Here is a 19,333-nt window from a genome sequence, read left to right as displayed (position 1 = left end):
TCGCACACACGCACAAAGGCCCGGCCTCGGGGTGACGAGGTCGGGCCTGTTATTGACGAGCGCGAGCGCCGGGAATTCAATCCGCCGAAGGATTTCTTTCGCCGGGTCAGGTATCAGCGGTCGAAGGCATCCCACACCGGCGCGAAGTCCGGGCTGACCTGACGTTCGCGCTTGGGCAGCGCGGCGATCAGCGCCCGGTCGTCATCGTCCAGTTCGACCTTCAATGACGACAGATTGGCCAGTTGATTGGTCTTGCTGCTGGCCTTGGGAATCGCCGCGACGTTGTCCTGATCCAGCAGCCACTTCAGCGCGACCTGGGTCGGCAGCACACCGTGTTTTTCGGCGATCTGCTGAATCTGTGGAATCTCCGAGACCTTGTTACGTGCCAACGGGGTGTAGGCCGTCAGCGCCAGATCGTGTTGACGGGCGTAGTCGAGCAGGGCGTTTTGTCCGAGCAGGACGTGGTACTCGACCTGAATGGCTGACAGAGGAATGCCGTATTCCTCGACGACTTCGCGCAGCAGCGGCAGCGGAAAATTCGCTACGCCAATGTTGCGAGCCAGACCTTGCTCCTTGAACGACGCGAGGGCTTCAAGGGTGCGCGGCAGGTCCCAGTCGGTGGTTGGCCAATGGATCATGAACAGGTCGACGTATTCACTGCGCAAGGCCTTGAGGCTGCGATCCAGCGAGTGACGCATGGCGTCCGGTTGCAACTGATCCCACCAGACCTTGGTGGTGACGTGGATCTGCTCGCGGGGTGTCGGCGTATTCGCCAGCGCCTGTCCGACTGCGTCTTCGTTGTTGTAGGCCGCTGCCGTGTCGATGTGGCGGTAACCGAGTTCCAGGGCTTGCTCCACGGCGCGGGTGCATTCGTCGCCGAGCATCGGCCAGGTGCCGAGGCCGAGTTTTGGCAGGTTCAGTCCTTGTCTGTTAACGATGTGCTGCATGGTCGATCTCCTGTTCGAAAGCCGTGACGCCCGCCATGTGCCGGGCTGCGATGTAACCGAAAGTCAGGGCCGGGCCGAGGTTGATCCCGCCCGCCGGATAATGCCCGCCCATGATGCTGGCCATGTCGCCACCGGCGGCGTAGAGCCCGGCGATGGGCCGGTCTTCGGCGTCGAGCACTTGCGCATGCGGGTTGACCTTGAGCCCGGCGAAGGTGCCGAAGCAGCCCGGCTGCACCTTCACCGCGTAGAACGGGCCTTGTTCGATGGGCGCCAAGCACGGATTGGACCGTTGTGCGGGATCGCCCTGTTTGCAGTTGTACGGGGTCGAGCCGCGACCGAACTGCGGGTCTTCGCCGTGCCGGGCATGGTGGTTGTAGTCATCGACGGTGGCGCGTAAACCCTTCGCGTCGATGCCGCATGCGCCGGCCAATTCCTCCAGCGTATCGCCGGTTTTCAGATAGCCGCTGCGGATAAAACCTGACACCGGCACCGGAAACGGCCGAGACATGCCGAGCCCGTAACGCCGCTGGAACGCGCGGGTGCAGATCAGCCAGGACGCGACCTCTTCGCCCTCGGGGGCGGCGGCGACCATGGCGCTGACGTAGTCGTAATAGCCGTTGGCTTCGTTGACGAAGCGCTGGCCGTTGCGCAGCACGCCGATGACGCCCGGTTTGCCGCGTTCGATGATGTGCGGGAAATGGCCGATGCTGCCGTCGGAATGTGGCACCTGCGAGACCGGCGCCCACGCCACGGGCGAGGCCACATCGGTGTTGACCCGGCCCCCAGCGGTTTCGCCCAGTCGCAGACCGTCGCCATTGACTGCCAGCGGAGGCAGTGCCCAATGTTCATGACCGCTGGGCGTGCGAGGGAACAAGGCCTTGCGTCGCTCGATGTCGTTGGCAAACCCGCCAGCGGCGAGCACCACGGCTTTGCGGGCATGGACAGTGATCGGGCCTTTTGTGGTGTTCACGCGAGCGCCGGTGATGCGTGATTCGTCGCGCAGCAGTTCCGTCACTGGCGCCGATTCCCACAGCAGCACGCCGAGGTCTTCGGCGGATTTCGCCAGCCGCGCCACCAGCGCCACGCCGTTGACCAGTTGCATCGCTCGGCCGTGCAGCGCCAGGTCCAGCAGGTGGCGAGTGAAACGCCGGGTCACGTGCCAGGCCGCCGACAACGAGCGAGTCAGATTGAGAAACGCCGACAGGTCCGCGCCGGCCATGATCGGCATGCCCATGAACGATGTTTCCCGCATCGTTGTGCGAAGACGCTTGAGCAGGCGCCCGACCTTTCGTCCGTCGTAGGGAGCGGCAATCACCGAGCGTCCGCCGGTGCCGGCGCCCGGTGTTTCGCCGTGGATGTCGGCGATGGCGTTGCCGTCGGCGAATTGCAGGGCGGTGTGTTGTTCGAAGAACGCCACCATGCGCGGGCCGGCTTCAAGGAAGGCGTCGATCATGGCCGGGTCGTAGTGCTCGCCGAGTTCGTGGCGCAGATAGGTGCGCGGCAATTCCACGTCTTCCACGATCCCGGCGCGCCGGGCCAGCGGATTGCACGGCACCCACGCCCAGCCGCCGGACCACGCGGTGGCGCCGCCGAACACCGGATCCTTTTCCACCACGATGACCTTCAAGCCATGCCAGGCGGCGGTGACGGCGGCCGACAAACCGGCGGCGCCGGAGCCGACCACCAGAACGTCGCAGTGGATATCGGGAAGGGCAGGCATCAGGAAACGCTCCAGCAATCAATTATTTTTAGAATCAGGTTCCAGAAAATAACCAGTGCTGGCGAAGCAGATCAACCGACTGACGCGCAAAGTGGGCGGTTATCGGACGCCAGGTTCCAGATTTCGCATTCCTCGGGATGTCTTCTAGAATCGGCGAAATTTCACCGAGAGCGCACCATGGCCGGCAGTCAAATCGAACGGGTTTTCAGCGTGCTGGAAAGCCTCACCAGTGATCCGCGCGGGCTGCCGATGCAGACCCTGGCCGAGCAACTGGACATTCCGAAGAGCGCGACGCATCGCCTGCTCGCCGAGCTGATCCGCTTGGGTTATGTGCGGCAGAACCCGGAGACGTTGCGTTATCACCTGTCGACCAAACTGGTGGCGATGGGCTTTCAATACCTGTCGAGCAGCGGTGCCGACATTGTGCAGCCGGTGCTCGATCGACTGGCCCAGGAGACCGGTGAGCTGGTGCGTCTGGGGGTGATCGACGGCGAGCGCCAGACCTGGATCGCCAAGGCCCAGGGCGCTCGTAGCGGTCTGCGTTACGACCCGGACATGGGCCGCGACGCGCCGCTGTTCTACACCGCGTCGGGCCATGCGTGGCTGGCGTGCATGAGCGACGCCGAGGCGTTGTCGCTGGTCGAGCGCCAGGGCGCGGAGGTGCCGGCGGATATCGGGCCCAATGCGCCGCGCTCCAATATTGAACTGCTCGAACGCCTGCGCGTGGCCCGGGAACAGGGCTATGCCTGTGTGGAAGAAAGCTCGGCGGTCGGCACTTCGGCGATTGCTGCCGTGGTGAAACATCCCGCCGATGGCCGGGTGATTGGCGTGCTCAGCATCGCCGGGCCAAGCGCCCGGATGTCGGGGGCGCGATTGCATGAACTGGCTCCGTTGCTGCTGACGTTCACCGAGGAGTTGTCGGCGGCCAGCCTGGCCTCGGAGTTGTTCGTTTAAGCAAAGCTGTGCGCTGTTCGCCCACTTTTCAACCGAGTGGGTGTGAGAATCTGGAACCGGGTTCTAAATTGTTGATGGAGTGAGTTTTCCTACAACAATCACAAGAGGATCGCACCTTGAACCCGCCCCTTCGAATCGCCCTGATCGGCGCCGGCAACATGGGCCAGCAACATTACCGGCACTTGAAGAATCTCACTGAGGCCACGTTATGCGCCGTGGGCGACCCCGGCCCTCAGGCACCGGCCCTGGCGGCGGAGTGGGGTGTGGCGCATTTCGCCGATCACCGTCAGATGCTGGAGCAGAACCGGCCAGACGCAGTGATCGTTGCCAATCCCAATAATCAGCACGTCAGCACCGCGCTGGATTGCTTGGCCGCTGGCGTTCCGGTGTTGCTGGAAAAGCCGGTGGGCGTAAACCTGGATGAAGCGCGGGAATTGGTGGCAGCGGTGAAGCGCAGTGGCGTGCCGGTGCTGGTCGGCCATCATCGGCGGCACAATCCGTTGGTCGTGCGAGCCCATGAACTGGTCAAGGAGGGAGCATTGGGACGGCTGACGCTGGTGACCGCGTTGTTCCAGCTGCGCAAGCCTGACCAGTATTTCGAAACCGCGTGGCGGCGCGAAGCCGGTGCCGGAATTCTGTTGACCAATCTTATTCACGACCTCGATCTGCTGCGTCATCTGTGCGGTGAAGTGCGTTCGGTGCAGGCGATCACCGACCATTCGGTGCGCGGTTTCGCCAATGAAGACAGCGCGGCGATCCTGCTGCAATTTGCCGGTGGAGCGCTGGGCACGCTGACCGGTTCCGATGCGGTGGCGGCTCCATGGAGCTGGGAGTTGAACTCTGGTGAGAACCCGGTCTATCCACGTCAGGCCGATCAACCTTGTTACTTGCTGGCGGGAACAGCCGGGGCCTTGAGTATTCCGCAACTCAAGCGCTGGCATTACCGCGCCGATCAGATGGACGCCGGTTGGCATGAGCCGTTGCTGGCGGTCGATGAACCGTTCACGCCTGACGAAGCCCTGCGGTTGCAGTTGCAGCATTTCGTCCGCGTGGTACAGCGGGAAGTCGAACCATTGGTGAGTGCCGCCGACGCCGCCCGCACGCTGGCGCTGGTCGAGGCCATCCGTGAAGCGGCGGCCAGCGGTCGCGCCACCGAACCCGCGCAGATCGAGGCCTGAACATGAACGAACGAATTCTGTCCCTGGCCAGCCTGACCGTGCTGGAGTTGTCGCCACCCGAGATGGTCGAGGTCGCGGCCCGTGCCGGTTACAGCCATGTCGGCCTGCGTCTGGAGCCGGCGACGCCCGAGGAATATCACTTTCCGCTGGTAGCCGATGGCGATTTGCGGCGTCAGACACTGGCGCGTTTGCGTGACACCGGAATCGGCGTGCTCGACGTGGAAATCCTTCGATTGAAGCCGCAGACAGTGGTGGCGGATTTCGAGCCACTGCTCAGCGTTGGCGCGGAGTTCGGTGCCAGTGAATTGCTGGTCGCCGGTAACGATCCCGACGAACAGCGGCTCACCGATAATTTTGCGGCACTCTGCGATCTGGCGGCGCGCTACGGTTTGCACCCGCATCTGGAGTTCATGCCCTGGACCGATGCACGCAATCTTGAGCAGGCGTTGCGCATCGTCGCCAAGGCCGGGCGCGAAAACGGTGCGGTGCTGGTCGATGCGTTTCACTTCGACCGTTCCGGATCGCGGCTGGAAGATCTGGATGGCGTGCCGCCCTCACGGCTGCGCTATGCACAGTTGTGCGATGTTGCCGGGCCGAGGCCGACGGACATGGCCGAGATCTTGCGTCAGGCCCGCAATGAACGACGGTTTCCCGGCGAGGGCGATTGTGACTTGAGCGGCTTGTTGCGCAGTCTTCCGGCTAACCTTCCCCTGAGTCTGGAAATTCCCACGGTCAAATTGCTGGAGCAAGGCGTGAGTGGATTGCAGCGGGCGCAAATGGCGATCGACCGGACACGGGAATTGTTGGCCCGGCTTTAAGTCTGCTTCAAGGGGCGAGGGCGCACGCGACCTCGTCACCGTTTATTTTTCATTCAGAGAGAGCCCATGACCGTCAGCACTCCGCTTTCCGGCGTCAACCAACCCTTCAAGGGGATCTTGCTGATTGTCGTGGCGACGTTCCTGTTCTCCAGCCACGACGCGCTGTCGAAATACCTTTCGGGTTTTTATCCGATCGTCATGGTGGTGTGGGCGCGGTATCTGGTGCACACGCTGCTGATGGCGGGGATTTTCCTGCCGCAGTCCGGGCTGCGTGTGCTGCGCACCAAACGCCCGTTGTGGCAATTGGCGCGGGCGTTGTGCCTGTTGGGGACCAGCCTGTTTTTCACCACGGCGTTGCTGTACATCCCGTTGGCCGAAGCCACGGCGGTCAACTTTCTTGCGCCGGTGCTGGTGACGGCGCTGTCGGTGCCGTTGCTCAAGGAACGGGTGACGCGCGGTCAGTGGATCGCGGTGGTGTGCGGGTTCATCGGGGTGCTGATCATCGTCCATCCGGGCGGTGATTTGTTCACCCCGGCGATTTTGTTGCCGTTCTGCTCGGCGCTGTTTTTCTGCTTCTATCAATTGCTCACCCGCAAGCTCGCGGAAGTCGACAGCCCGACCACCAGCAACTTTTTCGCCGGGTTGTGCAACACGCTGGTGATGAGTGCGCTGGTGCCGTTCTTCTGGCAGGTGCCGAGCCTGGGGCATGCGTTGTTGATGCTGGCGCTGGGCAGTTGCGGAATGACCGCGCACCTGTTTCTGACCCAGGCTTTCCGCCATGCCGCACCAGCATTGCTGGCGCCGTTCGGTTATTGCCAGATCGTGTTCGCGGGGTTATTGGGCTGGTTGCTGTTTGCGCACACGCCGACCCTGATGACGGTGATCGGGATCGCAGTGATCTGTTGCAGCGGGCTGGCGGCAGCGTGGCAGCAGAGCCGGCGCTGAAAGCAAACCGGCCTGAAATCAGGCCGGTCGGTGCAGGAAGGTTACTCAGTGACGGTAGGAATCTTGCGCGGTGCCATGAAGTACATCCAGGTCAGCGCGATGAAGTACATCGCCGGGATCAGGGTGAACAGCACGGTGTAGTTGTTGTTGGTGACGGTCAGGATGTGGCCGACGATCTGGGTCATGAACATCCCGCCGATCGCCGCGCACATGCCGCCGAAACCGAACACCGTGCTCATCATGTGCTTGGGCGTGTAGTCCATCACCAGGCTCCAGATGTTCGCCGTCCAGGCCTGATGCGCGCCGATGGCCAGAGAGATGGCGGCAACCGCGATCCACAGGTTGGCGGAGCCGGCGGCCATGACCACGCCGATGATGCAGCAGGCGAACAGGAACATCGACAGCAGCCGTGCCTTGATCGAGTTCATGCCGCGACCGATCAGGAACGAAGACAGAATCCCGCCGCCCACGCTGCCGAAGTCAGCGGTGACGTAGATGATGATCAGCGGAATGCCCATCTGGGTGACGTTGATGCCCAGGTTGTATTGCTGATTGAGAAACGGCGGCAGCCAGTACAGGTAGAACCAGAACACCGGCGCGGTCAGCGAGTAGGCGAGGGCGAAGGCCCAGGTGCCGCGCATGCGCAGGATTTTCGAGAACGGCACGCGGGCCTGTTCCGGTTCGACTTCTTTCTGGATGTATTCCAGCTCCGACTGTTTCACGCTCGGGTGATCTTCCGGGTTGAAATACTTCAGGCCCCAGAACAGCAGCCAGATCCCGCCCAGTGCCGACATGCACAGGAACGCAGCCTGCCAGCCCCACACGTGAAGGATCAGCGGCAGCAGCATCGGGGTGAACATCGCACCGACGTTGGTGCCGGCGTTGAAGATGCCGGTGGCCACGGCGCGCTCGCCGGCCGGGAACCACAGGCGTGTGGTCTTCACACAAGCCGGGTAGTTCGCCGCTTCAGTCAGACCGAGGATGAATCGGCAGACCATGAAGCCCACCGCCGAGGTCGCCAGACCGTGGGCGCCGGTGGCCAGGCTCCAGAGCAGCACCGCGCAGAAGAACACGCGCTTGACGCCCACCCGATCGATCAACCGTCCTTGCAACACGAAGCCGATCGCGTAGCCGACCTGAAACCAGAAGTTGATGTTGGCGTAGTCCATCGCCGTCCAGCTCATTTCCTTGGCGAGGATCGGCTGCATGACGCCGAGGGCGGCGCGGTCGATGTAATTGAGGGTGGTGGCGAAAAACACCAGCGCCAGCATGCCCCAACGGGTCTTGCCGACGGCCATGGCGCCGCGGATCTTGTCGCCGATGCCACCCGTGGCAGTGCTCATGGCCGGAGCCATGCGGGAAGTCTGTGAAGGAATCATGTGTTCCACCCGTTTTTGGATTTGTTATTTGGTGTGCTTTTATTGTGCACGCTGCGACCGGTGGTTCAGTTCCGGACTCAAGGTGAGACGGATGTTGGGCAGTGGACGAAAAATCGTCAATTCGCCAAACCGGCATTCTGTTCGATAATCGCACGCAAAACTAACCGGGTAGTACAGTTTAAATTGCTCAATGAAAAACCGGGACCAATAATTCGCTCACCCTATAAAAGCGGCGCAATTTCCGTAGCCGACGTCTCCACCGGGAGTTGAAACATGCAGCGATCCATTGCCACCGTCTCCTTGAGCGGAACCCTGCCGGAAAAACTCGAAGCCATTGCCGCCGCCGGGTTCGACGGGGTGGAGATTTTCGAGAACGATCTTCTGTATTACGACGGCAGCCCCCGGGAAATCCGGCAGATGTGCGCCGACCTCGGGATTGCCATCACCCTGTTCCAGCCGTTCCGCGATTTCGAAGGCTGCCGCCGCGATCGCTTGGAGCGCAATCTGGAGCGGGCCGAGCGCAAGTTCGACCTGATGCAGGAACTGGGCACCGACCTGGTGCTGGTCTGCAGCAACGCCTCCCCCGACAGCCTCGGCGATCAACAGATCCTCATCGACGACCTGCGCCTGCTGGCCGAGCGCGCTGGTGCCCGTGGCCTGCGCATCGGTTATGAGGCGCTGGCCTGGGGCCGTCATGTGAACACTTATCAACAGGTCTGGGACATCGTGCGTCAGGCCGATCACCCGGCCCTCGGCGTGTTGCTCGACAGCTTCCACACCTTGTCGCTCAAGGGCGATCCACGGGCGATTGCCGAGATTCCCGGCGACAAGATTTTCTTCGTGCAGATGGCCGACGCGCCGATCCTGGCGATGGACGTGCTGGAGTGGAGCCGGCATTTCCGCTGCTTCCCGGGGCAGGGCGAATTCGATCTGCCGGGTTTCCTTGCGCCAATCATCCAGAGTGGCTACACCGGGCCACTGTCGCTGGAAATCTTCAACGACGGCTTCCGCGCCGCGCCGCCTCGGGCCAATGCCGCCGACGGTCTGCGTTCGCTGCTGTATCTGGAGGAGAAAACCCGCCAGCGTCTGGAGCAGGAAATCCGTCCTGTGGATAACCGCGACATCCTCTTCGAAACGCCGAAGGCCAGCGAATACAACGGCATCGAGTTTCTTGAGTTCGCCGTGGATGAAAGCCTGGGCGCCAAGCTGTCGAACTGGCTGGAACGGCTGGGTTTCGTCAAGGCCGGACAGCATCGCTCCAAGAGCGTCAGCCTGTTGCGTCAGGGTGATATCAACCTGATCCTCAACTCTGAACCCTATTCGTTCGGCCACAGTTTCTTCGAGGCCCACGGCCCGTCGCTGTGCGCCACCGCCGTGCGGGTCAAGGACAGCGCCAGCGCGCTGGCCCGCGCCGTCGCCTATAAAGGTCAGCCGTATCGCGGACTGGTCGGCCCCAACGAACTGGAGCTGGCGGCGGTGCGTGCGCCGGATGGCAGCCTGATTTATCTGGTGGATCAGGAGGCGGATGTCTACGGCACCGACTTCAATCTGCTGCCAAATGCAGTGGCGGGCGGTGGTCTCAAACGCATCGATCACATGGCCATGGCGCTGCCGGCAGACAGCCTCGACAGCTGGGTGTTGTTCTACAAGAGCCTGCTGGATTTCGAGGCTGACGATGAAGTGGTGCTGCCCGATCCGTACGGGCTGGTGAAGAGCCGCGCCCTGCGTAGCCGCGACAGTTCGATCCGTCTGCCGCTGAACATTTCCGAGAACCGCAACACCGCGATCTCACACGCGCTGTCGAGTTATCGCGGTTCCGGGGTGCATCACATCGCCTTCGATTGCGACGATATCTTCGCCGAAGTCAGCCGGGCGAAAGAGGCGGGCGTGCCGCTGCTGGACATCCCGCTGAACTATTACGACGACCTGGCGGCGCGTTTCGATTTCGATGACGAATTCCTCAGCGAACTGGCGTACTACAACGTGCTGTACGACCGCGATGCGCAGGGCGGCGAGTTGTTTCACGTCTATACCGAGCCATTCGAGGGGCGCTTCTTCTTCGAGATCATCCAGCGCAAGAACGGTTACGCCGGTTATGGCGCGGCCAACGTCGCGGTGCGGCTGGCGGCGATGGCCAAATCACGCAGTGGCGCCGTTCGCCAGGCCAAGTTGTAGGAAATTCGTAAACGCGGGATTAAACACCGGTCGCGCGGCTTCCTTCACTGGATCGCGCGGCCCATAATCGCCAGCCTGTGCAGTGATGGCCGTGAGCCCGCAATGACAATGACTTCAGAACTTCCCGCAGCTCCCGTTCTACCCGCGGTAGAGCCGCGCAAAAGTCGCAAGAACAACCCGGAAAAGACCCGCGAGAATATCCTGCAGGAGGCGATCGTCGAGTTCGTCCAGCAGGGGCTGTCCGGCGCCCGCGTCGATGCGATCGCCGAGCGCATCCACACCTCCAAGCGCATGATCTATTACTACTTCGGCAGCAAGGAGCAGTTGTACGTCGAGGTGCTGGAGAAGCTCTACGGCGATATCCGCAACACCGAGAACCGCCTGCACCTGGCTGAATTGCCGCCAGTGGAAGCGATCCGGCGTCTGGTGGAATTCACTTTCGATCACCACGATCGCAACGTCGATTTCGTGCGGATCGTCAGCATCGAAAACATCCACAACGCCGAGTATGTGAAGCGTTCCGACGCGATCAAGGCGATGAACAACACCATCCTCGATTCCCTGGGCGAGATTCTGCGTCGGGGTGCTGAAGAAGGGGTGTTCCGCGCCGGGCTCGACGCGCTGGACGTGCATCTGTTGATCAGTTCGTTCTGCTTCTACCGTGTATCGAACCGCCATACCTTCGGAGAGATCTTCCAGATCGACCTGCCGGACGAAAGCATCAAGCAACGTCATCGCGAGATGATTTGCGAGTCGGTGCTGCGCTACTTGCAGGCGTGACCGAAATCGAGGGGGCCAGGCCCCCTCACTGTTTTATCCATTCATGCTTTGAAAATGCGCGAGCATTCGCTGCGCATCCGGCACCTTGCCGCTGAACAGCTCAAACGCCTTCACTGCCTGAAACACCGCCATGTTGCCGCCATCCAGGGTTCGGCAACCCAGGGCGCGGGCGTTGCGCAGGAGTTCGGTTTCCAGCGGGAAATACACAATCTCCGCCACCCACAACTCGGGCCGCAGCAGCGCCGCCGGCACGGGCATGCCGGGCAATTTGGCCATACCCATCGGCGTAGTGTTTACCAGACCATCGGCCTGACTCAGCGTGCTCCCCAGATCATGTCCGGCCACGGCCCGACCGGCACCGAAATGCTGATTGAGGTTGTTGGCCAGGCTTTCGGCGCGCTCCACGTCCACATCAAAAATGCTCAGTTGCCGTACGCCTTCGCTCAACAAGGCGTGGGCGACTGCCGCACCGGCGCCACCAGCGCCCATCTGGACCACACGTTCGCGGGCGACGTCTGGCAGGCCGCGACGAAAACCTTCGGCAAAACCCAGGCAATCGGTGTTGTGGCCGACGCGTTTACCGTCTTTCAGTACTACCGTGTTCACGGCGCCGATGCCTCGGGCTTCCGGGGACAATTCATCGAGCAGCGGGATGATTGCCTGCTTGCACGGGAAGGTGATGTTCAGGCCGGTGTAATTCATGCGTTCGGCGGCCTGCAACAGATCGGGCAGGGCGCTGCTGTCCAGTTGCAGTTGATCAAGGTCGATCAGCCGGTACAAGTAGCGCAGGCCCTGTTCGTCGCCTTCGTGTTCATGCAGTGCCGGAGTGCGGGAAGCCTGAATGCCGGCGCCGATCAGCCCGGCGAGTATCACGTTGTTGCGGTTCATGCGGTTCGCCCCTTCAGCCGCTGGCTGAAATGTTCCAGGGCCAGGCGATAGCCGTGGCTGCCGAAGCCGCACATCACGGCGGTGGCGATGGCCGAGACGAACGAGTGATGACGGAATGGCTCGCGGGCGTGGACGTTGGACAGGTGCACCTCGATCACCGGCAATTCGCTGGCGACCAGAGCGTCGCGGATCGCTACCGAGGTGTGTGTCCAGGCGGCCGGATTGATCACGATACCGGCGCAGCGCTGACGGGCGCCGTGAATCCAGTCGAGCAGTTCGCCTTCGTGGTTGGTCTGGCGAAACTCCACGGCCAGGCCGAACTCTTCGGCGGCGCGCCCGCACAGGGCAGAGATGTCGGCCAGGGTTTCGTGACCGTAGGTCGCCGGTTCACGGGTGCCGAGCAGGTTCAGGTTCGGGCCGTTGAGCACCAGAACGATAGGGGGCATGGGGGCAAACTCCACTTATTGTTTTTGGCTTGGGCCGAGGGTTTCGACCTGTGGAGTTAAATTGTACTAGATGGTTACTTTAATCAATTGCTCTGCATCGGCAGCCCGGTTTTGTGTGCGGTGATCGCACACAGGTGAAATCACTGCGGCAACTGCTCGACCAGAAAATCAATGAAAGCCCTGACGCGCAGCGGCATGTGGCGATTTTGCGGGTACAGCAAGGTGAACGGTCGCGAGCGTCCGCTGTAGGGCTGGAGCACTTCCACCAACGAGCCGTCGGCCAGTTCCTTTTCGACAATGAAGCGATAGGTCTGGAACAACCCGGCGCCATGTTTGGCCAGGGTCACGCCACCGAGCACGTCATCGGAGCAGCAGAAGTTGCCCTCGGCGAGGATTTCCCGTGGCGCGTCTTCCTCATAGAACAGCCAAGTGATCCGCCGCCCGCTGCTGGGCAATTCGTACTGAATACACTCGTGTTGTTCGAGGTCTTCGAGGGTCTGCGGCGTGCCGGCGCGTTTGAGGTAGTCGGGGCTGGCGACCATCACCAGCGCTGCGTCCTCCAGATGGCGGGCGATCAGGCCGGAGTCGGGGATTGCCCGCACGCGGATCGCCATGTCGTAACCCTCGCCGACGAAGTCGATGTTGCGGTTGCTGATGTGCATGTCGACCTTCACCTGCGGGAAGCGCGCACGAAACGCGGGCAACAGCGGCAGGATCCGGTGATGGGCGTAGGTTGTAGGAATACTGATACGCAGGGTGCCGGACGGTTCCTGCTGCTGGCCCATGACTTCCCGTTGCGCCTCGACCAGTTGCGCCAGCGCCTGGCTGCATTCTTCGTAGTAGCGACGGCCGCTGTCGGTCAGTTTCACGCTGCGGGTAGTGCGCGCAAACAACCGTACGCCCAGCCGTTCCTCCATGCGGGATACCGAGCGGCTCACCGCTGCCGGCGTCACCGAAGCCGCCTGCGCCGCGCCGGTGAAACTGCCGCACTCGGCGGCCAGGCAAAACAGCTCGATGCTGCCCAGCTGAAGATCGTCGAAGTGTCGTTGCATGATTGATTACACCGGGGAATGAGTCTTCGTATGTAGCAAATGCGTGGCCGCTGCGAAAGAACTGCTTACCATTTTGCGCGGGGCTTTCCTGAATCCCGCACTAGGCTCGAAAACGTAATGACCATTTGAGGCAGCAATGCCGATGGTCGGAATTGTCAGGGAATGGCAGTTTTCGAAATTCTTTAACCTAACGGATGGGTTAGCATGAAAGTGTGCAGTTACAAGGGATTGTCGGTGGTGATCATGCTGCGAGACGAACATTGTCCGCCCCATGCGCACGTTGATTCAGGTGCATGGAGTGCCCGTTTCAAATTCAGCTTCTGGCACAACGGCGTGGAGTTATGGGATGTGGTGCCCCTGTCGCGTCGGCCACCGATTGCAGTGCTCGAGGGGCTGCGTCAATCGCTGCGTGAAACTGTTCATCTGCGGCGGGCCCGTCGAATCTGGTGGACTCGATTGCAGACGGCGTGTCTCGATAATCAATGGTGGGACGGGGACTCGAACGAAGTGGCCGTCATGCGCGCAGTCACCGGAGCAACCTTCAGAATCGGATCGGCGTATTACGAACCAGAAGAAAACAAAACCCTGCTGGCCCTGGTTGGTGCTCGGGAAGGTGTGGAGATCGAACTATGAAAACAGTAAAAGCCGGTTTGCATGCTGATCGACCGGTAACAGAAAAGCGTCTCGATGAAGCTGTTGAGCGGGGAGGGCTGCGCCGACGCAGCAGCCTTCAAGCCGTGTCGGTGGCCTTTCAGAAACCCTGCCTGGTGATTCACTTCGAGGACGACAGCGGCGTGCTGCTCCCAGTGAATCTCTACCGCGAATTCGATGATTTCGAACCGGAAGACTTCACTGGATTGAACGTTGGCTTTGCCGGCACAGCGCTCTGCCACGACGGCAAGGATCTGCAGGTTTCCATCGCCGGCATGATCTCGGCCAGTCAACCTTTGATGGCCATGGCTGCCTCGGTGATCGCCTCTCGCAATGGCCGCCAGAGCAGCACCGCGAAAGCCGAAGCTGCCCGGGCCAACGGCAGGAAGGGCGGGCGCCCGCGCAAGATCGATCCCGTGCCATGAACAGGCACAAAAAAGCCGTCGCTCAGGACGGCTTTCTTGTATCTGGCAGTGCGATCAACGCCGGGTCAATAGCACGCCGGATTCCATGTGGTGAGTCCAAGGGAACTGGTCGAACAGCGCGCAGCGGGTGATGCGGTGCGTGTCGTGCAGTTGGGCGATGTTGGCTGCCAGCGTTTCCGGGTTGCAGGAGATGTACAGGATGTTGTCGAAGCGCCGGGTCAGTTCGCAGGTGTCCGGGTCCATGCCGGCCCGTGGCGGGTCGACGAACACGCTGCCGAACTCGTAGCTTTTCAGGTCGATACCGTGCAGGCGACGGAACGGGCGAACTTCGTTCAGTGCTTCAGTCAGCTCTTCGGCGGACAGGCGCACCAGCGTGACGTTATCCACAGCATTTTCGGCCAGGTTGCTCAGTGCGGCGTTGACCGAAGTCTTGCTGATTTCGGTGGCCAGCACTTTGCGCACGCGGGTCGCCAGTGGCAGGGTGAAGTTGCCGTTGCCGCAATACAGCTCCAGCAGATCGTCGCTGCGATCACCCAGTGCTTCGTATGCCCAGTTGAGCATCTTCTGGTTCACGGTGCCGTTAGGCTGGGTGAACGCGCCTTCCGGCTGGCGGTAGCTGAACGTGCGACCACCGACGTCGAGTTTCTCGACCACGTAATCGAGGCCGAGCACTTCGCGCTTGCCCTTGGAACGGCCGATGATGCTGACGCCCAGATCAGCCGCCAGTTTGGTGGCCGCTGTATGCCAGTGCTCGTCCAGCGGGCGGTGATAGCACAGGGTGATCATCGCGTCGCCGGCCAGGGTGGTCAGAAACTCCACCTGAAACAGCTTGTGGCTCAGCGCCGCGCTGGCCTGCCAGGCCGCTTTCAATTGCGGCATCAACTGGTTGATGCGCAGGCTGGCGATCGGGAACTCTTCGATCAGGATCGGCGTGCGTTTGTCGTCCTGGGAAAACATCGCGTAATGCCGCTCACCGGCCTCGCGCCACAGGCGGAATTCGGCGCGCAGGCGGAAATTCTGCAACGGCGAGTCGAACACCGTCGGCTCCGGTGCATCGAACGGGGCCAGCAGGTCACGCAGGCGCGTGACCTTGTCTTCGAGTTGTGCGGCGTAGGCCTGGGAATCAAAAGTCATGCGTTGAACCAACCCAGCTTGATCACGAACAGAATCGACAGGATCACCAGCGCCGGGTTCAGCTCACGGGCACGGCCGGACAGCAGTTTGATCGCAGTCCAGGCGATGAAGCCGAAGGCGATGCCGTTGGCGATGGAATAGGTGAAAGGCATTGCCAGAGCGGTGACCACGACCGGCGCGGCGACGGTGATGTCGTCCCAGTCTATTTCCGCCAGACCGGAAGTCATCAGCACGGCGACGAACAGCAGCGCTGGTGCGGTGGCGAAGGCCGGTACGCTGGAGGCCAGTGGCGAGAAGAACAACGCCAGCAGGAACAGGATCGCGACGACGATGGCGGTCAGGCCGGTGCGGCCGCCGGCGCTCACGCCTGCGGCAGATTCGATGTAGCTGGTGGTGGTCGAGGTGCCCAGCAGCGAACCGGCCATGGCCGCGGTGCTGTCAGCGATCAGTGCACGGCCCATTTTCGGCATGTGGCCGTCCTTGCCCATCAGGCCGGCGCGCTTGGCGACGCCGATCAGGGTGCCGGAGTTGTCGAACAGGTCGACGAACAGGAAGGCGAAGATCACGCTGACCAGACCGATGTCCAGTGCGCCCTTGATGTCCAGTTGCAGGAAGGTCGGGGCCAGCGAAGGTGGCATCGAGGTCACGCCGCCGAACGGGGTGAAGCCCATCACGATGGAAACGATGGTCACCGCGAGAATGCCAATCAGCACCGCGCCGCGTACTTTCAGGGCCTCAAGGGCGACGATCAGCGCGAAACCGAGGGTGGCGAGGATCGGAGCCGGTTGTTTCAGGTCGCCGAGGCCGACCATGGTCGCCTGGTTACTGACCACGATGCCGGCGTTGTGCAGGGCGATCAGCGCCAGGAACAGGCCGATACCGGCGGCAATCGCCGAGCGCAGTGGCAGCGGGATGCTGTTGATGATCCATTCACGGATGCGGAAGATCGACAGCAGGAAGAAGCACACGGCCGAGATGAACACCGCGCCCAGCGCCACTTGCCAGGTGTGGCCCATGTGCAGCACGACGGTGTAGGTAAAAAAGGCGTTCAGCCCCATGCCCGGCGCAAGGGCGATCGGGTAGTTGGCGATCAGGCCCATGACCGTGGAACCGATGGCAGCTGCCAGGCACGTGGCGACGAACACCGCACCTTTGTCCATGCCGGTCTCGCCGAGGATGCTCGGGTTGACGAACAGAATGTAGGCCATGGCCAGGAAGGTCGTGACGCCCGCCAGAATCTCGGTTCGCACGTTGGTGTTGTGTGCCTTGAGTTGAAACAGCCTTTCCAGCATGTCTGCTCCCCGTGGCGCGCGTGGCGCCGTGAATGTATCGACCTCAACAGCAAAGCACAGACCGTCGCAAGCGCCTGGAAAATTGTGGTGGGCCGGAAAAAGCCGCGCATCATACCAGCAGCGTGAGGAAGATGGCGGATGTTGGTGTCGATCGTCGGCGAAGTTTTGCACCACGGCCAAGTACGCCATACTGCGCGCTGTTTTTTCGGGGATGGATCGCATGAACAAGGGTTGGATGAAGACCGCTGGACTGATGGCCTTGCTGCTGGCCGGTGTACCGACGGCACTCGCGGCGTCGGCACCGCCATTGAGCGAGGTGAAAGTCATCAAGGTTCAGTCGTCGTCCTGCGGGCTCGAAGACATTACCGATGGCCAGGTGCAGACCCGTTGCGATCACAGCGCGCCGGGCATCAAGGTCTATGTGCTGGAAATCGGTTACGGCCAGAGCCAGCCTCAGGCAGCGCTGGACGGCTTTGAAGTGAACGGCACCCGAAGCCCGGTCTGTGCTTTCGATAACGGCAACCTGACCGAATGCACGCCAGGCGCGAAAACCGTCGGTTCGCTGTACACCTTCGATCTGGCGACCCGACAGGAAGGCACCTTTACCTTCAGCAACACGTCGATCAACGCCCCGCGCAATACGATGTCGACCCAGCTTTACATCAAGTAACGGCTGTCGCCGAACAGGGCAGGGCAAAGCTGACTACGCTTTAAGGATCACCCAGCGGATGGCGCCCATGACCTTTAGAGCCCTGATTACCCTCGCCGAGGGCATCGATGATCTGCAATGCGTGACCCTGATCGACGTGCTGCGTCGCGCCGGCGTCGAAGTGGTGGCGGCCAGCATCGAGGGCCGGCGCATGCTGACCTGCGCCCGAGGCACTCGACTGACCGCCGACGGCATGCTCATTGATGTGCTGGCCCAGACCTTCGACCTGATTGTCCTGCCCGGTGGCGCTGTCGGCGCGCAACACCTTGCCGCGCACCAGCCTCTTCAACAACTGCTAAAGGATCAGGCCAGTGCCGGACGACTGTTCGCCGCCATCGCCGAAGCCCCGGCCGTCGCCCTGCAAAGCTTCGGTGTATTACGCCAACGCCGGATGACCTGCCTGCCCGTCAGCAGTCATAACCTTTCCGGTTGCACCTTTGTTGATCAACCGGTGGTGGTCGACGGCAATTGCATCACCGCCCAAGGCTCCGGCGCCGCGCTGGCATTTGCGCTGACGCTGGTCGAGCAACTGGCGGGCAAGGCCGTCAGAGCGAAGGTGGCGGGGGAGTTGCTGGCCTGAGAAGTTCAGGCCTTCACCTCTTCCACCGGCACATGCATCCGGTCGCGGTTGGCCAGGGTCGGGAACAGTTTGATCCAGGTTCCTGTCACCACCAGCGTGCCGACCCCGCCCATCACCACCGCCGGCACGGTGCCGAACCAGTGGGCGGTGAGGCCGGATTCGAATTCGCCCAGCTGGTTGGAGGCACCGATAAACAGGCCGTTCACCGCGCTGACCCTGCCGCGCATTTCGTCCGGGGTTTCCAGTTGCACGAACGAGGCGCGGATCACCATGCTGATCATGTCCGCCGCGCCGAGCACCACCAGCACCGCCAGGGAGAACCAGAACGAGGTCGACAGACCGAAGGCGATAGTGGCAACACCGAACACGCCGACGGCAGTGAACATCACCCGACCGACGTTTCGCTCAACGGCAAACCGCGCCAGGAACAGCGACATCATCAACGCCCCGACCGCCGGCGCCGAGCGCAGCAGCCCGAGCCCCCACGGCCCGGTCAGCAGAATGTCCCTGGCGAACACCGGCAGCAACGCGGTGGCGCCGCCGAGCAGCACGGCGAACAGATCCAGCGAAATCGCCCCGAGAATGTCTGGACGGCTGCGAATGAAGCGGATTCCGGCCAGCAACGAATCCAGCGTCGCCTTGCCTTTGTTCAGCGGTGTTTGCCGCGCGGGCAGGTTGAGCATCAGCGTGCAGGCGATGACATACAGAATGACCGTCGGGCCATAGACCCACACGCTACCGAAGGCATAGAGCAGACCGCCGAGCGCCGGGGCGACGATGGTGGCCGATTGCTGCGCCGATTGCGCAGCGGCAACCGCCCGTGGGAACAGCGTGCTGGGCACGATGCTCGGCAGCAGCGCCTGGGTGGTCGGCATTTCGAACGATCGTGCGGCGCCCAGCAGGAACGCCAGGATAAAGATCATTTCCCGGGTGACATGGTCGGTGGCGCTGCCGATGGCCAGTGCCAGGGCAATCAGGGCCTGCAACGACTGGCAGATCGCCGCGACCTTGCGCCGGTCGTAGCGATCGGCAACGTGCCCGGTGTGCAGCATGAACAATACGCGTGGCGCGAATTCCACCAACCCGACCAGACCCAGGTCGAGCACATTGCCGGTCAGTTGATAGAGGTTCCAGCCGATCGCCACGGTGAGCATCTGAAAACCGCTGGCGGTGAAGATCCGGGCCAACCAGAACGCAACGAAGGGACGGTGGTGACGTAACAGCAAGGGCTCTTGGCTGGGCATTTGCGGGCCGGTCTTG

The 19,333-nt window shown here is 62.0% G+C and carries 19 protein-coding genes; 10 read left to right on the top strand and 9 right to left on the bottom strand.

Annotation, left to right across the window (positions count from 1 at the left end):
- Positions 1-113 precede the first annotated feature (113 nt).
- Together ACEN93_RS12810 and ACEN93_RS12805 are read right to left on the bottom strand one after the other, a co-directional pair.
- Positions 114-947: an aldo/keto reductase gene (locus ACEN93_RS12810; protein WP_495611478.1), complete on the bottom strand. Its 834-nt coding sequence runs from the start codon at positions 945-947 to the stop codon at positions 114-116.
- The gene (locus tag ACEN93_RS12805; RefSeq protein WP_495611477.1) at positions 931-2,667 is read right to left on the bottom strand and encodes an FAD-dependent oxidoreductase; all 1,737 of its coding nucleotides are present in this window, start codon (positions 2,665-2,667) and stop codon (positions 931-933) included. Before ACEN93_RS12805 ends, ACEN93_RS12810 begins: the two co-directional genes overlap by 17 nt.
- 177 nt (positions 2,668-2,844) lie before the next feature.
- Here ACEN93_RS12805 and ACEN93_RS12800 point away from each other — a divergent pair, with 177 nt between their 5' ends.
- The 4 genes from ACEN93_RS12800 (at position 2,845) to ACEN93_RS12785 (ending at position 6,562) form a co-directional block, all read left to right on the top strand.
- Positions 2,845-3,621 carry an IclR family transcriptional regulator gene (locus ACEN93_RS12800; protein ID WP_163976533.1) on the top strand — a complete coding sequence of 259 codons (777 nt, stop codon included), beginning with the start codon at positions 2,845-2,847 and terminating at the stop codon, positions 3,619-3,621.
- A 116-nt stretch (positions 3,622-3,737) separates the two neighbouring features.
- A complete protein-coding gene (locus tag ACEN93_RS12795) occupies positions 3,738-4,799 on the top strand; it encodes a Gfo/Idh/MocA family protein (protein ID WP_495611476.1) in 1,062 nt (353 codons plus the stop codon).
- 2 nt (positions 4,800-4,801) lie between these two features.
- A complete protein-coding gene (locus ACEN93_RS12790; RefSeq protein WP_236190073.1) occupies positions 4,802-5,617 on the top strand; it encodes a sugar phosphate isomerase/epimerase family protein in 816 nt (271 codons plus the stop codon).
- A gap of 66 nt (positions 5,618-5,683) precedes the next feature.
- Positions 5,684-6,562, top strand: a complete 879-nt coding sequence (locus ACEN93_RS12785; protein WP_039771776.1) for a DMT family transporter — start codon at positions 5,684-5,686, stop codon at positions 6,560-6,562.
- 41 nt (positions 6,563-6,603) lie between these two features.
- Here ACEN93_RS12785 and ACEN93_RS12780 read toward each other — a convergent pair whose 3' ends face one another.
- Entirely contained in the window at positions 6,604-7,941 is a 1,338-nt protein-coding gene (locus ACEN93_RS12780) for an MFS transporter (protein WP_007958787.1), read from the bottom strand.
- A gap of 273 nt (positions 7,942-8,214) precedes the next feature.
- On the opposite strand from ACEN93_RS12780, the gene quiC reads away from it, so the two are divergent.
- Entirely contained in the window at positions 8,215-10,116 is a 1,902-nt protein-coding gene (gene quiC / locus ACEN93_RS12775; protein WP_039771774.1) for a 3-dehydroshikimate dehydratase QuiC, read from the top strand.
- Between the two features lie 102 nt (positions 10,117-10,218).
- On the top strand, positions 10,219-10,896 hold the full coding sequence (locus ACEN93_RS12770) for a TetR/AcrR family transcriptional regulator (protein WP_074691517.1): 678 nt from the start codon (positions 10,219-10,221) through the stop codon (positions 10,894-10,896).
- A gap of 33 nt (positions 10,897-10,929) precedes the next feature.
- On the opposite strand, the gene ACEN93_RS12765 is transcribed toward ACEN93_RS12770, so the two are convergent.
- The 3 genes from ACEN93_RS12765 to ACEN93_RS12755 form a co-directional block, all read right to left on the bottom strand.
- On the bottom strand, positions 10,930-11,784 hold the full coding sequence (locus tag ACEN93_RS12765; RefSeq protein ID WP_074691515.1) for a shikimate dehydrogenase: 855 nt from the start codon (positions 11,782-11,784) through the stop codon (positions 10,930-10,932).
- The gene (aroQ, locus tag ACEN93_RS12760) at positions 11,781-12,230 is read right to left on the bottom strand and encodes a type II 3-dehydroquinate dehydratase (protein ID WP_039771771.1); all 450 of its coding nucleotides are present in this window, start codon (positions 12,228-12,230) and stop codon (positions 11,781-11,783) included. The genes ACEN93_RS12765 and aroQ overlap by 4 nt, the downstream gene beginning before the upstream one ends.
- 140 nt (positions 12,231-12,370) lie before the next feature.
- On the bottom strand, positions 12,371-13,282 hold the full coding sequence (locus ACEN93_RS12755) for a LysR family transcriptional regulator (protein WP_039771770.1): 912 nt from the start codon (positions 13,280-13,282) through the stop codon (positions 12,371-12,373).
- Between the two features lie 204 nt (positions 13,283-13,486).
- On the opposite strand from ACEN93_RS12755, the gene ACEN93_RS12750 reads away from it, so the two are divergent.
- Entirely contained in the window at positions 13,487-13,915 is a 429-nt protein-coding gene (locus tag ACEN93_RS12750; RefSeq protein WP_074691513.1) for a DUF4160 domain-containing protein, read from the top strand.
- Positions 13,912-14,358 carry a hypothetical protein gene (locus tag ACEN93_RS12745; RefSeq protein ID WP_039771767.1) on the top strand — a complete coding sequence of 149 codons (447 nt, stop codon included), beginning with the start codon at positions 13,912-13,914 and terminating at the stop codon, positions 14,356-14,358. The genes ACEN93_RS12750 and ACEN93_RS12745 overlap by 4 nt, the downstream gene beginning before the upstream one ends.
- A 54-nt stretch (positions 14,359-14,412) precedes the next feature.
- On the opposite strand, the gene trmA is transcribed toward ACEN93_RS12745, so the two are convergent.
- Positions 14,413-15,492 (bottom strand): tRNA (uridine(54)-C5)-methyltransferase TrmA, encoded by a 1,080-nt coding sequence (trmA, locus tag ACEN93_RS12740; protein ID WP_074691511.1) that lies wholly within the window; start codon positions 15,490-15,492, stop codon positions 14,413-14,415.
- Positions 15,489-16,784: an NCS2 family permease gene (locus ACEN93_RS12735; RefSeq protein WP_074691509.1), complete on the bottom strand. Its 1,296-nt coding sequence runs from the start codon at positions 16,782-16,784 to the stop codon at positions 15,489-15,491. The genes trmA and ACEN93_RS12735 overlap by 4 nt, the downstream gene beginning before the upstream one ends.
- A 220-nt stretch (positions 16,785-17,004) precedes the next feature.
- On the opposite strand from ACEN93_RS12735, the gene ACEN93_RS12730 reads away from it, so the two are divergent.
- Positions 17,005-17,454 carry a DUF4879 domain-containing protein gene (locus ACEN93_RS12730; protein WP_085668054.1) on the top strand — a complete coding sequence of 150 codons (450 nt, stop codon included), beginning with the start codon at positions 17,005-17,007 and terminating at the stop codon, positions 17,452-17,454.
- A gap of 67 nt (positions 17,455-17,521) precedes the next feature.
- Positions 17,522-18,073 carry a DJ-1 family glyoxalase III gene (locus tag ACEN93_RS12725; RefSeq protein ID WP_039771994.1) on the top strand — a complete coding sequence of 184 codons (552 nt, stop codon included), beginning with the start codon at positions 17,522-17,524 and terminating at the stop codon, positions 18,071-18,073.
- A gap of 5 nt (positions 18,074-18,078) precedes the next feature.
- Here the strand turns inward: ACEN93_RS12725 and ACEN93_RS12720 are convergent, their stop codons facing one another.
- Positions 18,079-19,317, bottom strand: coding sequence for an MFS transporter (locus ACEN93_RS12720; RefSeq protein ID WP_039771764.1), 1,239 nt, complete (start codon positions 19,315-19,317; stop codon positions 18,079-18,081).
- Positions 19,318-19,333: the final 16 nt, after the last annotated feature.

The organism is Pseudomonas sp. Pseusp21 (genome assembly GCF_059492145.1).
Note: the sequence above shows the minus strand (reverse complement) of the source record. Positions and strands in the feature narration are given on the sequence as shown.